This is a genomic window from Streptomyces sp. So13.3, from assembly GCF_005860785.2.
Classification (GTDB): domain Bacteria; phylum Actinomycetota; class Actinomycetes; order Streptomycetales; family Streptomycetaceae; genus Actinacidiphila; species Actinacidiphila fildesensis.
Genome location: NZ_CP048835.1, coordinates 2,379,216 through 2,393,750, shown reverse-complemented (window position 1 = coordinate 2,393,750; position 14,535 = coordinate 2,379,216). Strand labels below are relative to the sequence as shown.

The 14,535-nt window shown below is 72.0% G+C and carries 14 protein-coding genes and 1 riboswitch; of the genes, 12 read left to right on the top strand and 2 right to left on the bottom strand.

Translation table 11 applies throughout. The annotated features are described in order from the left end of the window. Positions 1-15 precede the first annotated feature (15 nt). Positions 16-1,473, bottom strand: a complete 1,458-nt coding sequence (locus tag C8250_RS10840; protein WP_244809087.1) for a glycosyltransferase family 2 protein — start codon at positions 1,471-1,473, stop codon at positions 16-18. Positions 1,474-1,778: 305 nt separating this feature from the next. On the opposite strand from C8250_RS10840, the gene C8250_RS10835 reads away from it, so the two are divergent. Further along, positions 1,779-3,080 carry an alginate lyase family protein gene (locus C8250_RS10835; RefSeq protein ID WP_138353018.1) on the top strand — a complete coding sequence of 434 codons (1,302 nt, stop codon included), beginning with the start codon at positions 1,779-1,781 and terminating at the stop codon, positions 3,078-3,080. An 8-nt stretch (positions 3,081-3,088) separates the two neighbouring features. On the opposite strand, the gene C8250_RS10830 is transcribed toward C8250_RS10835, so the two are convergent. Then, the gene (locus tag C8250_RS10830; protein ID WP_138353019.1) at positions 3,089-4,282 is read right to left on the bottom strand and encodes an MFS transporter; all 1,194 of its coding nucleotides are present in this window, start codon (positions 4,280-4,282) and stop codon (positions 3,089-3,091) included. Between the two features lie 85 nt (positions 4,283-4,367). Between C8250_RS10830 and C8250_RS10825 the strand changes: the two genes are divergently transcribed. From C8250_RS10825 to C8250_RS10775, 11 genes are all read left to right on the top strand, one after another. Next, on the top strand, positions 4,368-5,591 hold the full coding sequence (locus tag C8250_RS10825) for an ROK family transcriptional regulator (protein WP_138353020.1): 1,224 nt from the start codon (positions 4,368-4,370) through the stop codon (positions 5,589-5,591). Between the two features lie 132 nt (positions 5,592-5,723). Continuing rightward, positions 5,724-5,854: riboswitch (FMN riboswitch) on the top strand. 124 nt (positions 5,855-5,978) lie between these two features. Next, positions 5,979-7,094: a bifunctional diaminohydroxyphosphoribosylaminopyrimidine deaminase/5-amino-6-(5-phosphoribosylamino)uracil reductase RibD gene (gene ribD / locus C8250_RS10820; protein WP_138353021.1), complete on the top strand. Its 1,116-nt coding sequence runs from the start codon at positions 5,979-5,981 to the stop codon at positions 7,092-7,094. Next, complete coding sequence (locus tag C8250_RS10815; protein WP_138353022.1) at positions 7,095-7,703, top strand: riboflavin synthase; 609 nt, start codon at positions 7,095-7,097, stop codon at positions 7,701-7,703. Further along, entirely contained in the window at positions 7,700-8,356 is a 657-nt protein-coding gene (locus tag C8250_RS10810; RefSeq protein ID WP_138353023.1) for a nicotinamide mononucleotide transporter family protein, read from the top strand. Before C8250_RS10815 ends, C8250_RS10810 begins: the two co-directional genes overlap by 4 nt. Beyond that, positions 8,353-9,657 (top strand): bifunctional 3,4-dihydroxy-2-butanone-4-phosphate synthase/GTP cyclohydrolase II, encoded by a 1,305-nt coding sequence (locus C8250_RS10805; protein WP_138353024.1) that lies wholly within the window; start codon positions 8,353-8,355, stop codon positions 9,655-9,657. Before C8250_RS10810 ends, C8250_RS10805 begins: the two co-directional genes overlap by 4 nt. 87 nt (positions 9,658-9,744) lie before the next feature. Then, positions 9,745-10,230 carry a 6,7-dimethyl-8-ribityllumazine synthase gene (ribH, locus tag C8250_RS10800; protein ID WP_138353025.1) on the top strand — a complete coding sequence of 162 codons (486 nt, stop codon included), beginning with the start codon at positions 9,745-9,747 and terminating at the stop codon, positions 10,228-10,230. Positions 10,231-10,264: 34 nt separating this feature from the next. Further along, positions 10,265-10,537 (top strand): phosphoribosyl-ATP diphosphatase, encoded by a 273-nt coding sequence (locus tag C8250_RS10795; RefSeq protein ID WP_138353026.1) that lies wholly within the window; start codon positions 10,265-10,267, stop codon positions 10,535-10,537. 66 nt (positions 10,538-10,603) lie between these two features. Then, entirely contained in the window at positions 10,604-11,452 is an 849-nt protein-coding gene (hisG, locus tag C8250_RS10790) for an ATP phosphoribosyltransferase (protein WP_138353027.1), read from the top strand. After that, positions 11,452-11,943 carry a PH domain-containing protein gene (locus C8250_RS10785; RefSeq protein ID WP_138353028.1) on the top strand — a complete coding sequence of 164 codons (492 nt, stop codon included), beginning with the start codon at positions 11,452-11,454 and terminating at the stop codon, positions 11,941-11,943. Before hisG ends, C8250_RS10785 begins: the two co-directional genes overlap by 1 nt. A 177-nt stretch (positions 11,944-12,120) precedes the next feature. Then, a complete protein-coding gene (locus C8250_RS10780) occupies positions 12,121-13,464 on the top strand; it encodes a hemolysin family protein (protein WP_138353029.1) in 1,344 nt (447 codons plus the stop codon). Further along, a complete protein-coding gene (locus C8250_RS10775) occupies positions 13,461-14,513 on the top strand; it encodes a hemolysin family protein (protein WP_138353030.1) in 1,053 nt (350 codons plus the stop codon). Before C8250_RS10780 ends, C8250_RS10775 begins: the two co-directional genes overlap by 4 nt. Positions 14,514-14,535: the final 22 nt, after the last annotated feature.

Sequence of the window (14,535 nt, the reverse complement as noted above, 5' to 3'; positions counted from 1 at the left end):
CGGCGGCGCTCCGCCTCACCGGGACAGCCGATTGCGGACCTTGCGCCTGACCATTCCGGCGAGGCCGCGCCAGTTGGTGACGATCAGTTCCGCCCGGCTCTCCGGGTCACGGGAGAGCCAGACGAGCATCGGGCGGAGGCCGGAGCGGAGCCTGCGGCGGCCGGCCGCGCCCGCCGGGAGCTTCGTTCCGGGAAAGCGCACCGGGAAGTCCTCGAACTGCTCGCCGTACGACAGCCGCAGCAGCATTCTCCACGCTCCGGGCCTGCGGACCTCGGTGCCGAGATGGCGTACGTCGAAGACGGTCCTGAAGGTCAGCGCCGGCTCGACGCCGCCCGGATCCGTGGTGGGCACCACGACCTCGTGCCCGTCGCCCACCCGCTGGAGCACGAAATGGTGTTCCAGTTTCCCGGGGCGGCTGGTGGCCCGCAGCCGGGTGCGCAGGGTGGCGGTGAACCGCAGGTTGTCGGGCAGCCAGGCCATTTCGGTGATGTCCGCCCAGTCGGACTGTTCGAACCGGGCGAGAGCGATCAGTTCATCCAGCTGACCGCGGCGGAGCAATTGCCCGCGGGTCTGGTCGAGGGGGGAGAGCGGGGCGAGGACCTCCTCGGGGATGAAGTCCTCGAGGAGTTCCGCGGCCAGCCGCACATAGGCCTTCTGCTGGTCCGCCGGCCAGCGCGGGAAACTGCGGCCGAACTTGCCGAGAATCTCCACCTGACCCCAGCGCAGGAGCAGGCTGTTGCGCCGGGGGCCGGGTTCGGTGTTCTCGACCACCGTCTGCAGGACCTTGCGGATGCCCGCGTAGAAGTGCTCGGGATCGGGACCCTGTTGGGTGAGGTGGGCGAATCCCTCCCGCTTCATGAGGTAGTAGCAGTCGTAGTCCGCGACCACCGAGATCGCCCGGGCGGCGAAATAGGCGGGCACGATGAAGATCTGCTCCTCGGCCAGCCGGACACCCTCCGCGAAGCGCAGTCCGTGCTCGGCCACCAGCGAGCGGCGGAACAGCTTGTGCGCGGTCAGGCTCCATACCGCCTTGGTGCTGTAGATGTCGCCCCGCGCGACGTTCTGCCGGAACGGTCCTGCGGCCGCGGACCTGCCGACCCCGCGGATCCGTCCGAGGACCACATCGGAATCGTCGCGGCGGGCCGCCCCGACCATGCGCTCGAAAGCCTCGGTGCCCAGGTAGTCGTCGGGGTCGGCGAAGAAGAGGAACTCTCCGGTGGCCACGTCGATGGCACGGTTGCGCGGGCCCCCGGGAGCGCCGGAATTCGCCTGGTGGAGCACCCGGATCTCCGGATGCCGTACCGCCCAGCTGTCGAGCAACTCGGCGCTGCCGTCCGTCGATCCGTCGTTGACGACCACGACCTCGATACGGTCGATTCCGATCGTCTGATGAACCACGGATTCCAGGCATTCATCCAGATAATCAACGGCGTTGTAGACCGGAATGATGACGCTGACCCATTTCTCGGGCACGGTCGCGGTCGCCTCCTTGGTATAGCCGCAGCAAAGAGAGGGGAAGTCATGATCCGGTCGGCGAGGCGGGGATCCCGCTGCCGAGAATGGGCAATCTAGCGTAAAGCGGGGGTTGCGGGGTTTCCGTTCATTGATTGGTACCTGCCCGGCGGGCGGTCGCGGGAACCGGCGCCGCGCGGGGCATTTCGCCCCCTGTCGGTCACATCCATGAATCCTGCGCCAGGCGTTGTCAGGCCGAAGCGGCCGCCCTACGCTCACACGATCGTCAGTGTGAACACCATTCATGTATGTGATGGGAGTCTTTGATGAGCGGAAGACGTAGGGGCCGTGGAGCGCTGCTCGCCACCGTGGCCGGGCTCGCCGCCCTGCTCGCGCCCATGGCATCGCCCGCGTCCGCGGCGCCCGCGCACGTACCGGCACACACCAGCGCCGCGGCGAAGGTGCCGCGGACCGTCGTGCTGGACGGCGAGCAGCTGCGGCAGACGAAGGGGCGGCTGGCGAAGGGCGACCCAGCGCTGCGGCGGGCCGTCGCCGACCTGCGGACACAGGCCGACGGCTGGCTGGGCCAGGGCCCGTGGACCGTCACCGACAAGGACCGCACGCCGCCCGGCGGCGACAAGCACGACTACCTCAGCCAGGCCCCGTACTGGTGGGCGAGCCAGCCGAAGACCGCGGACAACCCGATGGGATGCCCGTACCTCCAGAAGGACGGGCAGCGGAATCCCGAAGTTGACGAACTCACCGACCACGACGAGCGCGGCGAGGTGTTCGCGTCCGCCTACACCCTCAGCCTCGCCTGGTACTACACCGGCAATCCGGCCTACTCGCGGCACGCCGCCGAGATCCTGCGTACCTGGTTCACCGATCCGGCCACCCGGATGAACCCGAACCTGGACCACGCGCAGATCATCCCCTGCAAGTACGACGGCCGGGCGATCGGCATCATCGACTTCTCCCAGGGCTTCACCAGCGTCCTCGACGCGACCGCGATCCTCGACACCGGAGCCCCCGGCTGGACCAAGGGCGACCGTGGTGGGATGCGTACCTGGTACGAGGGCTTCCGCAACTGGCTCGGCGGCGCCTTCGGCAAGGAGGAGGCGGCGGCGGCCAACAACCACGGCACCTTCTTCGACATGCAGCTGGCCGCGCTCCAGCTCGCCACCGGTCACGACGGCCTCGCCCGGCAGACGGTGCTGAAGGCCAGGGCCGGGCGGATCGATCCGCAGATCGCCGCCGACGGCAGCCAGCCGGGCGAGTTCTCCCGCACCCGCAGCTGGCACTACTCCACCTTCAACCTGGTGGCGTTCACCCGGCTCGCGGCGATCGGCCGGCACGTCGGTGTGAACCTGTGGTCCTACCGGGGTCCGGCCGGGCAGCGGCTCTCCGCCGCGGTCGACTACCTGCTGCCCGCCGCGACCGGCAAGGTGCCCTGGCCGCACCCGGAACTGGACTTCCGGGCCTACGCGGCGAGCGACATCGTGCATGCCGCCGCCGACGCCGGGGACCCGAAGGCCCGCGCGGCGGTGCCCGCGCTCCAGGCCCCGCCGGGCGGCGACCTGTGGGCGCTGCGGCCCGCGGCCGAGCAGCTGGACTCGATCACCGGCTGAGCCCTCGCTCACCCGCCGGACGGGGCGGAAACAGCCCGTCCGGCGGCCGGGCGCAGCACTCCCGCGCCCACCACGAGTCCCGCCGCGAGCAGCGTCACGAGGCCGAACGACGCCGTCAGGGAACTGGCGTTGGCGATGACCCCGATGGCGGCCGGGGCCACCAGTCCCGAGGTGTACGTCACGGTCGCGACTCCGGCGATGGCCTGGCTGGGCACCGGGCCGGCGTGCCCGGCCGCGGCGAAGCAGAGCGGCACGACGACCGCGATGCCCACCCCGAGCAGCGCGAAGCCGGTGATGGCCAGCGGCTGTGCGTCGGCCGCGACCACCAACAGCCCGCCCACGACGGCGAGCAGGCCGCCGGCCCGCACCGTCCGCACCGGGCCGAGCCGCCGGACCACCGCGTCCCCGGCGAGCCGGGTCGCGGCCATGGTGCAGGCGAAGGCCGTGTAACTGGCCGCGGCGACACCGGCCGAGGCGCCGGTGACATCGCGGAGGTAGACCGCGCACCAGTCCATGCTCGCGCCCTCCGCGAAGACCGCGCAGAAGCCGATCGCCCCGATGACCAGAGCGGAGCGCGGCGGCAGGGCGAACCGCGGCGGCGCCTCCGCCTCCAGTTCCGGGTGGATGTCGGGAGCGCCCGCGCAGGCGAGGTAGCCGAGCGGCACCAGTACCGCGGCCGCGACCGCCAGATGCAGCCGGGCGTCGACGCCGCCGTGCGCGGCGGCCACGCCGATCGCCGAGCCCGCCAGAGTGCCGGCGCTCCACATGCCGTGCAGCCCCGACATGATCGACTTTCCCTTGCGCTGTTCGACGTCGACGCCCAGCGCGTTCATCGCCACGTCGGCCATGCCGGACGTGGCGCCGTACACGAAGAGCAGACCGCACAGCCAGACCAGGCCGGGCGCGGCGGCGGGCAGCGCCAGTGCCGCGCACCACAGGGCCAGCAGTCCGCGCAGCGCGGCCCGGGAGCCGAACCGGTGCATGATCCGGCCGGCCAGCGGCATCGCCAGTGACGCGCCGATCGCCGGGAAGACCAGCGCCAGGCCGAGCTGGCCGGCGCTGAGGTCCAGTTGGTCCTTGATCCAGGGGATCCGGGTGGCGAAGTTGCCGGTGACCGAGCCGTGCACGGCGAACACCGTCGCGATGGCTATGTGGGCCCGGCGGAGCCCCGGTTCGGCCTTCCGCGTCACTGCACTTGTCATGGCGCGTAAACTATCAGGGAGCCTACCTGATAGAAATGGCTTTTCGGATGCCTGTTCCACGGCCCGTGTCTGGAAGGATCCCGGCATGACCGCCACCCGCGCGCACAACGACACCGCGCTCCCCGGCCCCACCGCCTCGCCGCGCACGGCGCGTGTCATCAACGACCGGCTGGCGCTGGGGTTGCTGCAGAGCGAGGGGCCGCTGACCGCCGCCCAGCTGAAGAACCTCACCGGGCTGTCCCGGCCCAGCGTCGCGGACCTGGTCGAGCGGCTGCAGGACGCCGGGCTGATCGAGGTCGTCGGCACGTCGGGGGACGACCGCCGCGGTCCCAACGCCCGGCTCTACGCGATCGTCGCCGACCTCGCGTACATCGCCGGAGTGGACATCCGCACCTACAGCATCGGCATCACCGTCGCCGATCTGCTCGGCCGCACCGTCGCCACCGCGGCCATGCCCGTCGGCCCGTCCGACGACCCGGAAGAGGTGACGCGGCGCGGGACGGCACTGCTGGAGCGCACCGCCCGCGAGGCGGGCGCGGGAGCGCTGCACACCGTCGCCTTCGGGGCGCCGGGCCTCGTCGACCCCGCCACCGGCCAGCTCCGCGCCACCGGCGCGCTGCCCGCCTGGCACGGCGACCTGGTCACCGAGGTACGCGGCCGGCTCGGCATCCCGGTCCTGCTGGAGAACGAGTGCAACCTGGCCGCGATAGCGGAACAGCGCGTCGGCGCGGCCCTCGGCCAGCACACCTTCGTCCTGCTGTGGCTCGGCGCGGGTGTCGGGGCGGCCGTCGTCCTCGACGGCCGGCTGCGGCGCGGCGCCTCGGGCGGTACGGGCGAGATCGGCTTCCTGCCGGTGCCCGGCACCTCGCGGCTGCCGTCCGTCACCGACTGCGAGGGCGGCTTCCACTCCCTGGCCGGCTCCGCCGCGGTCTGCGCGCTCGCGCGCCGGCACGGCTTCCCTGACCCGGGCGACGGCGTCGACACGGCCGAGGCCGCCGTCCGCTGGGCCCGCGGATCCGGGCCGGGGGAGCGGAACGCAGCGTTCCTGGACGAGCTCGCCGACCGGATCTCCATCGGCACCGCGGCGGTCTGCGCGGTGCTCGACCCCGGCTGCGTGGTGCTGGCCGGAGAGATCGGCCGGGCCGGCGGCGAGGCGCTGGCCGGCAGGGTCGCGGAGCGGCTCCCGCTCATGTCGCCGCTGAGCACCGACGTACGGGCCGGCACGGTCACCGGCAGCGCGGTCCTGCGCGGCGCCGTGCTGTCCGCCATGGACGCCGCCCAGGAGGACCTGTTCGTCCCCGCGCCGTGACCCGCACCCCTGGTCGTCCCCGTGGAAGCCCTCCCGGACCGTATTCCGGCCCCTCTCGTGAGCCAGAGCACAGTCGCCTCTCTACCGGTGCTGTGATCGGACGTGGCAGACTGAGGGATGTATCAGTGACGTTTGCGCACTCCGGGGTCGGTGTAATTCCGAACCGGCGGTTACAGTCCGCGACCCGTCCGCAGCCAGCGGGCGGTTGACCAGGTGAAATTCCTGGACCGACGGTGAAAGTCCGGATGGGAGGCAGTGCGCGGCGGGCAATCACCGGTGCGCCGCTGCTGTCGGCTCGTCCTTCGGGCGAACCGTTTTCCGGCCTCGGCGTCTCTTGGTGCATCGTCCGCTTCCTGTCCTTCGTGACAGCCCCGGAGTCCGTGCCCTATGAGGCAGGAGGACCCGGTGGCCCCCGTTCCGGCCCACATCGCGGCAATGCGCCGAGCCATCGAGCTCGCCGCCCGCGGGCTCGGCTCCACCAGCCCCAACCCCGTCGTCGGCTGCGTCGTCCTGGACGCCGCGGGCCGCACCGTCGGTGAGGGCTGGCACCAGCGGGCCGGCGGCCCGCACGCCGAGGTCCACGCGCTGCGCGCGGCGGGGGAGTCGGCCCGCGGCGGCACCGCGCTGGTCACCCTCGAACCCTGCAACCACACCGGCCGGACCGGCCCCTGCTCCCAGGCCCTCATCGAGGCCGGCATCGCCCGTGTCGTCTACGCGGTCGCCGACCCGAACCCCGACGCCACCGGCGGTGCCGCGACCCTGCGCGCCGCGGGGGTCGACGTCGAGGGCGGACTGCTCGCCGCCGAGGCCGCCCGCGGCAACGAGGTGTGGCTGACGACCCTCGCCCGCCGCCGCCCGTTCGTGGTGTGGAAGTACGCGAGCACCCTCGACGGCCGGATCGCCGCCGCCGACGGCACCAGCCGCTGGATCACCTCCCCGGAGTCCCGCGCCGACGTCCACCGGCTGCGCGCCGAGGCGGACGCCGTCGTCGCCGGCTCCGGCACCCTGCGCGCCGACGACCCGCACCTCGCGGTGCGCGGCCTGGACGGCGCCACCCAGCCGCTGCGGGTCGTCGTCGACACCGCCGCCACCGTCAAACCCGGCGCCAGGGTGCTGGACGACGCCGCGCCCACCCTGATCGCGGTCGCCCAGGACACCAGGACCGCCCACCTGGACGGCCTCGCCGAGACCGTCCGGCTGCCCCGCGCGGCAGCCGGCCCAGGACTGGACATCCCCGCCCTGCTCACCGCCCTGTACGAGCGCGGGGTCCGCTCCGTGCTCCTGGAGGGCGGCCCGACCCTGGCCGGCGCCTTCGTGGCCGCGGGCGCCGTCGACAAGGTCGTCGGCTATCTCGCACCCGTTCTGCTCGGCGCCGGACCCACCGCGCTGGCCGACGCCGGAATCACCACCATCACGCAGGCGTTGCGGCTCGATGTGACCGAGACGGTACGCATCGGTCCCGACCTCCGCATCACCGCTTATCCCCACGCCGAGGAGAACTGAGTGTTCACCGGAATCGTCGAAGAACTGGGCGAGATCACCGCAGTCGAGGAGCTGGCCGACGCCAGCCGCTTCCGGGTGCGCGGCCCTGTCGTCACCGAAGGCGCCAAGCACGGCGACTCGATCGCCGTCAACGGCGTCTGTCTCACCGTCGTGGACTTCGGGGACGGCGAGTTCACCGCCGACGTGATGGCCGAGACGCTCAGCCGCTCCAGCCTCGGCGCGCTGGCCGCCGGCTCCCGCGTCAACCTGGAGCGCCCGATGGCGCTCGGCGGCCGGCTCGGCGGCCACCTCGTCCAGGGCCATGTGGACGGCACCGGCACCATCGTCGAGCGCAAGCCGGCCGAGCACTGGGAGATCGTCAAGGTCTCGCTGCCCGCCGAGCTGACCCGCTACGTCGTCGAGAAGGGCTCGATCACCGTCGACGGCATCAGCCTCACCGTGGTCGACGCGGGCCCCGACTACTTCACCATCAGCCTCATCCCGACCACCCTCGCGCTCACCACGCTCGGCTTCAAGCAGCCCGGCGACCCGGTCAACCTCGAGGTGGACGTACTCGCCAAGTACGTCGAGCGGCTGCTCGGCGCGAACCGGACGGAGACCACGCCATGAGTGCGCTGGACTGGCTCAACGGCGAGGCGTTCACCGCGTTCGACCAGCACATCCTCCGGTCGGACATGGCGGGGAACCTGCTCGGTCTGGGCGCCCTGGCGCTCGGCTGGCGGCGTTCCCTGCTGACCTGGCCGGTACAGCTGCTCTCCGGCCTCGTGCTGGTCGCCGCCTACGCCTCCGCGCACCTCAGCGGCGGTATCGGCAAGCAGATCGTGGTCGTCACCGTCGCGGTGTGGGGCTGGGCCCAGTGGCGGCGCGGCGGTGCCACGAAGGGCCGGCTGGCCATCCGCTTCGCCACCTGGACGGAGCGGGCCTGGCTGGTGGCCGGCACCGCCGCGGGCACCGTCGCCCTGGCGCTGCTCTTCACCGCCTACCCGAAGCTGTCCTGGGACCCGTGGCCCGACGCGTACATCTTCGTCGGCACGCTGACCGCCATGGTCGCCCAGGCCCGTGGCTGGGTGGAGTTCTGGTTCGCGTGGCTCGCCGTCGACGTGGTCGGTGTCCCCCTCGCCTTCAACAACGGGCTGGCCTTCTCGGGCCTGGTCTATGTCATCTACTTCGTCCTGGTCGTCCTCGGTCTGCGCGCCTGGTGGCTGCAGACCCGGACGGACAGGACGCCGAGCGGGACCGTCCCGGATGGAGCCACAGCATGACCGCGCTGCAGACTTGGTACGCCGACCACGACGGTGATCTCGCGCTCGACCCGGTCGAACGGGCCATCGCCGACATCGCCGCCGGCCGTCCCGTCGTCGTCGTCGACGACGAGGACCGTGAGAACGAGGGCGATCTCATCATCGCCGCCGAGAAGGCCACCCCTGAGCTGGTCGCCTTCATGATGAGCGAGTGCCGCGGGCTGATCTGCGTGCCGATGGAGGTCCCGGAGCTCGACCGGCTGGAACTGCCGCAGATGGTCGAGGCCAACACCGAGTCGATGAAGACCGCGTTCACCGTCTCGGTCGACGCGAGCGCCGCGCACGGCGTGACCACCGGCATCTCCGCCGCCGACCGGGCCACCACCATCCGGATGCTCGCCGACCCCGCCTCCGTAGCGGGCGACTTCGTGCGCCCCGGCCATGTCTTCCCGCTGCGCGCCCGCCCGGGCGGCGTCCTGGTCCGCAACGGCCACACCGAGGCCGGGGTCGACCTGGCGCGGCTGGCGGGACTGCGGCCGGCCGCGGCCATCGTGGAGATCGCCCGTGAGGACGGCACCATGGCCCGGCTCCCCGAGCTGGTGCCGTTCGCCCGCAAGCACGGCCTGTCGATCATCTCCATAGAGGATCTGATCGCCTACCGCCGGGCGTCCGAGCCCACCGTGCGCCGCGAGGCCGCGACCCGGCTGCCCACCGCCTTCGGCGACTTCCGGGCGTACGGCTACCGCAGCACCACCGACGGCATCGAGCACATCGCGCTCATCGCCGGTGACCTCGACGCGACCGGCGCCCTCGCCGACGGCGACGACGTCCTGGTGCGGGTGCACTCCGAATGCCTCACCGGCGACGTCTTCGGCTCGCAGCGCTGCGACTGCGGACCGCAGCTCCAGGCGTCGCTCGAAAGGGTGGCTTCCGAGGGCCGCGGTGTCGTCGTCTATCTGCGGGGCCACGAGGGCCGCGGCATCGGCCTGCTGTCGAAGCTGCGCGCGTACGAGCTCCAGGAGCGCGGCCGCGACACCCTGGACGCCAACCTGGAACTGGGCCTGCCCGCCGACGCCCGCGACTACGGCGCCGCCGCGCAGATGCTCACCGACCTCGGTGTGCGGTCGGTGCGGCTGCTGACGAACAACCCGGAGAAGGTCGACGCGCTCACCCGCCACGGCCTGAAGGTCCTCGCCCGCGAGCCGATGGCTGTCGTGGCGGGGGAGCACAATCTGCGGTACCTGCGCACCAAGCGGGACCGGATGGGCCACGACCTGCCGTGGCTCGACCCGGTCGTGACCAGCCCCTGCGGCAACCAGTAGCGGCGGCGAACCACCCGCACGACCACCCGCACCACCCCGCACGACCCCGTACGACCAGTACGACGAGCACCGGAACTGAGGAGAGACGTGAGCGGTAAGGGCGCCCCCGAGCTGACCGTGAAGAACTGCGGTGACCTGCGCGTGGCAGTGATCGCGGCCCAGTGGCACGTCCAGGTCATGGACGGCCTGGTCGAGGGCGCGCTGCGCGCCCTGGCCGAGCTGGGCATCGACGAGCCGACCGTCCTGCGGGTGCCCGGCAGCTTCGAGCTGCCGGTCGTCGCCAAGGTGCTGGCGGGCCGCGGCTACGACGCGATCGTCGCCCTCGGCGTGATCATCCGCGGTGGCACCCCGCACTTCGAGTACGTCAGCCACGGTGTCACCGCCGGCCTCACCCAGGTCAGCGTGGACACCGGGGTGCCCGTCGGCTTCGGCGTGCTGACCTGCGACACCGAGGAGCAGGCGCTGGACCGGGCCGGACTGCCCGGGTCGAACGAGGACAAGGGCCACGAAGCGGTCACCGCCGCGGTGGCCACCGCGACCATCCTGCGTTCAGTATCCGAACCCTGGCGCTGAGCGTCCGGCACTTCCGCGTAGGGTGTGAGCCACCATGGCCAAGAAGACATTCGAGGAGCTCTTCACCGAGCTCCAGCACAAGGCCGCCACCGGCGACCCCAGTACCTCCCGCACCGCCGAGCTGGTGGGCAGCGGTGTGCATGCGATCGGCAAGAAGGTGGTCGAAGAGGCCGCCGAGGTGTGGATGGCCGCCGAGTACGAAGGCGCCGACCGCACCGCCGAGGAGATCTCCCAGCTGCTCTACCACCTGCAGGTGATGATGGTCGCCCGGGGCATCTCCCTGGACGACGTCTACGCTCATCTCTGAGCCGGCACCCGCACCGCACCGCCGCTCGCGTCCCGAACACCCCGAACCGCAAAGGAAGCTGTCCTCATGCTGCGCATCGCCGTTCCCAACAAGGGTTCACTCTCCGGGCCTGCGTCGGCGATGCTCCATGAGGCCGGCTACCGGCAGCGCAAGGAGTCCAAGGAGCTCGTCCTCGTCGACAGCGACAACGACGTGGAGTTCTTCTACCTGCGGCCGCGCGACATCGCGATCTACGTCAGCTCCGGCCGGCTCGACATCGGCATCACCGGCCGTGACCTGCTGCTGGACTCGGGCGCGGACGCCGAGGAGATCCTCCAGCTCGGCTTCGCCCGCTCCACGTTCCGCTACGCCGCGGAGCCGGGAACGGCGGAGTCGGTCAAGGACCTCGGGGGCATGACGGTCGCCACCTCCTACGAGGGCGTCGTCGAGAAGCACCTCGCGGACAACGGCATCGACGCCTCCGTCGTGCACCTGGACGGCGCCGTCGAGACCGCGATCCAGCTGGGCGTCGCCCAGGTCATCGCGGACGTCGTCGAGACCGGCACCTCGCTGCGCAACGCGGGGCTGGCGGTCTTCGGCGAGCCGATCATGGAGTCCGAGGCGGTCGTCATCCGCCGTACGGGTGTGGACGGCGAGGACCCCAAGGTCGCGCAGTTCCTGCGCCGGCTGCAGGGCGTCCTGGTCGCCCGCCGCTACGTGATGATGGACTACGACATCCGCGTGGAGCAGGTCGAGCGGGCCGTGGCCCTCACCCCGGGCCTGGAGTCGCCGACCGTCTCGCCGCTGCACCACGAGGGCTGGGTCGCCGTCCGCGCCATGGTCCCCAGCCGCGACGCCCAGCGGATCATGGACGAGCTGTACGAGCTCGGCGCCCGCGCGATCCTCACCACCGGCATCCACGCCGCGCGCCTGTGATGTCCGGCAAACCCGGCCCGTCCGCCGCCGCGGTCCTGCCCGAGCTGCCCGTCACCTTCCGTCCGGTCCGCACCCGCGTGGTGCTGCTGACGGTCGGAGCGGGCCTGCTCGTCGTGCTCACCGCCGTCGCCCTGATGATGCCCAGCGACGGAGCGCAGCCCTGGGGCCCGGGGGACCGGGCCACCATGATCATCACCGGACTGCTGATCTTCGCGCTGCTCGCGGTGCTCAGCCGGCCCAAGGTGGTCGCGGACGACGACGGGATCACCGTGGTGAACCTGGTCGCCAGCCGCCGGCTGGAATGGGCCGAGGTCGTCAAGGTCAATCTGCGGACCGGCGACCCGTGGGTCTATCTCGACCTCACCGACGGCACCAGCCTGGCCGCGATGGGCATCCAGCCCGGTGGCGGCCGGGACCAGGCGGTCCGCGCCGCCCGCCAGTTGCGGGCGCTGGCCGAAGCGCGCGGCACAGGGCAGCCCGGCACCAGGTAGGGCTGCCGACCGAGCCCCGCTCTTGATTACTCTGGAGTCGGGCAGTGCTTCCGCAGACTGCCCGCGGGGCCCCACCGACCCAAGGAGTGACACCCAAACGACGATGTCCAAATCGTCTGGTAGTACCTGCGCCGCCCCTCCCTCCAGCGGAGTTCCCGTAATTCCCGGAGCGGCGGCATGAGCACCTCGTTGTTGCTGCTGTGTGCGGCATTCGTCCTGATCCTCGCCAACGGCTTCTTCGTCGCCGCCGAATTCGGTCTGGTGACCGTCGACCGGCCGGCCGCGGAACGCGCCGCCGCCGAGGGCGACCGCCGGGCCCGGAGCGTGGTGGCCGCGCTGCGGAAGCTGTCGTTCCAGCTCTCCGGCACCCAGCTGGGCATCACCATCACCTCGCTGGTGGTCGGCATGCTCGCCGAACCGGCGCTGGCCCAGCTGCTCACCGGCCCGCTCACCTCGGCCGGACTGCCCGAGCGCGCCGCCCCCGGGGTCGGTGTCGTCATCGGCATGATGCTCGCCTCGGCCGTCCAGATGGTCGTCGGCGAGCTCGTCCCCAAGAACTGGGCGGTCTCCCGCCCGCTGCAGGTGGCCCGGTTCGTGGCCGGCCCGCAGCGGGTGTTCTCCACCGCCTTCCGGCCGGTCATCGAAGTGCTCAACCGGATCGCCAACCGGCTGGTGCGGATGCTCGGCGTCGAGCCCGCCGACGAGCTGGCCTCGGCCCGCACCCCCAGCGAACTGGTCTCCCTCGCCCGGCACTCGGCGCAGGCCGGCACCCTGGAGCAGGACACCGCCGACCTGTTCGTCCGTACCCTGTCGCTCGGCGACCTGACGGCCGCCAACGTGATGACGCCCCGGGTCCGGGTCAGCGCGCTGGAGGACACCGCCACCGCCGCCGACGTCCTCAACCTCACCCGGGCCACCGGCCTGTCCCGCTTCCCGGTCTACCGGGAACGGCTGGACGACATCATCGGGATGGTCCACCTCAAGAACGCCCTCGCCGTCGCCGCCCCGCTGCGCGACCGCACCCCGGTGGGCCGGATCTCGGTCTCGCCGCTGCTGGTCCCCGAGACGCTGGCGGGCCGGCAGCTGCTGCAACTGCTGCGCAGCCAGCAGCCGATCGCCGTCGTCGTCGACGAGTACGGCGGCACGGCCGGTGTCGTGACCCTGGAGGACATCATCGAGGAACTCGTCGGCGAGGTGCGCGACGAGCACGACGCCGTGGACCTGCCGGAACTGGCACAGGCCGCGGCCGAGGACGGCCTGCCGGCCTGGGACGCCGACGGCGGCTGCCGGGTGGACACGCTCGCCCGGATCGGGCTGCAGGCCCCGGAGGGCCCGTACGAGACGGTCGCCGGGCTCGTCGCCGACCTGCTGGCGCGGATCCCCGAACCCGGTGACACCGCGGTGCTGCCCGACTGGGAGCTGCGGGTGCGGGAGGTCTCCCACCACCGGGCGGAACGGGTGCGCATCGTGCGCACCGGCACCGGTGCCGGCACCCAGGACGAACAGGGGGCCGCCCGATGAGCGTCCTCCAACTGCTCTTCGCCGTCCTGCTGGTGCTCGCCAACGGCTTCTTCGTCGGCGCGGAGTTCGCCCTGGTCTCGGTACGCCGCAGCCAGATCGAACCGCTCGCCGCGGAACACCGGCGGGCCCGTACCGTCCTGTACGGGCTGGAGAACCTGCCGCGCATGATGGCGGCGGCCCAGTTCGGCATCACCGTCTGCTCGCTCACCCTGGGAGCGGTCGCCGAGCCGACCATCTCCCATCTGCTGGAACCGCTCTTCGAGGCCGCGCAGATGCCCGAGGGGCTGGCGCACGCAGTCGGGTACGTCCTGGCGCTCGCGGTGGTGGTCTCGCTGCACCTGGTGATCGGCGAAATGGTGCCGAAGAACCTGGCGATGGCCGCCCCGGAGAAGACCGCGCTGTGGCTCAGCCCCGGACTCGTCGCCTTCGCCCGGGTGTTCCGGCCGGTGATCACCGTACTGGGCAGCTGCGCGCGGGTGATCCTGAAGCTGTTCCGGGTCGAGCCGAAGGACGAGGTCGACTCCGTTTTCACCAGCGAGGAGCTGACGGTGCTCGTCGAGGACGCCCGGCGGGCCGGGCTGCTCGACCACGACGAGCAGGAACGCCTGGAGGACGCCCTGGAGCTGGGCACCCGCCCGGTCATCGAGGTGCTGCTGCGCCCCGCCGAGCTGATCACGGTGGATCCGTCGGTGACCCCGCGCCAGGTCGAGGAACTCACCGTGCACACCGGGTACTCACGGTTCCCGGTGGCCGGCCCCGACGGCGCCTATCTGGGCTATCTGCACGTCAAGGACGTCCTGGACGTCGAGGACGGCAGCCACCCGGTGCCGCAGCGGCTCTGGCGCCCGATGGCGACGCTCCGCGCCGACCTGCCGCTGGACGACGCGCTCACCCAGATGCGGCGGGCGGCGTCGCACCTCGCGGCGGTCGCGGACGCCGACGGGCGCCCGATCGGACTGGTCGCGCTGGAGGACGTCCTGGAGATGCTGGTCGGCGAGGTCCGCGACCCGGCGCACCGCGAGCTGCCGACGATCGCCGGACGGACCTGACGCCTGGCGTTTGCCACCCGTG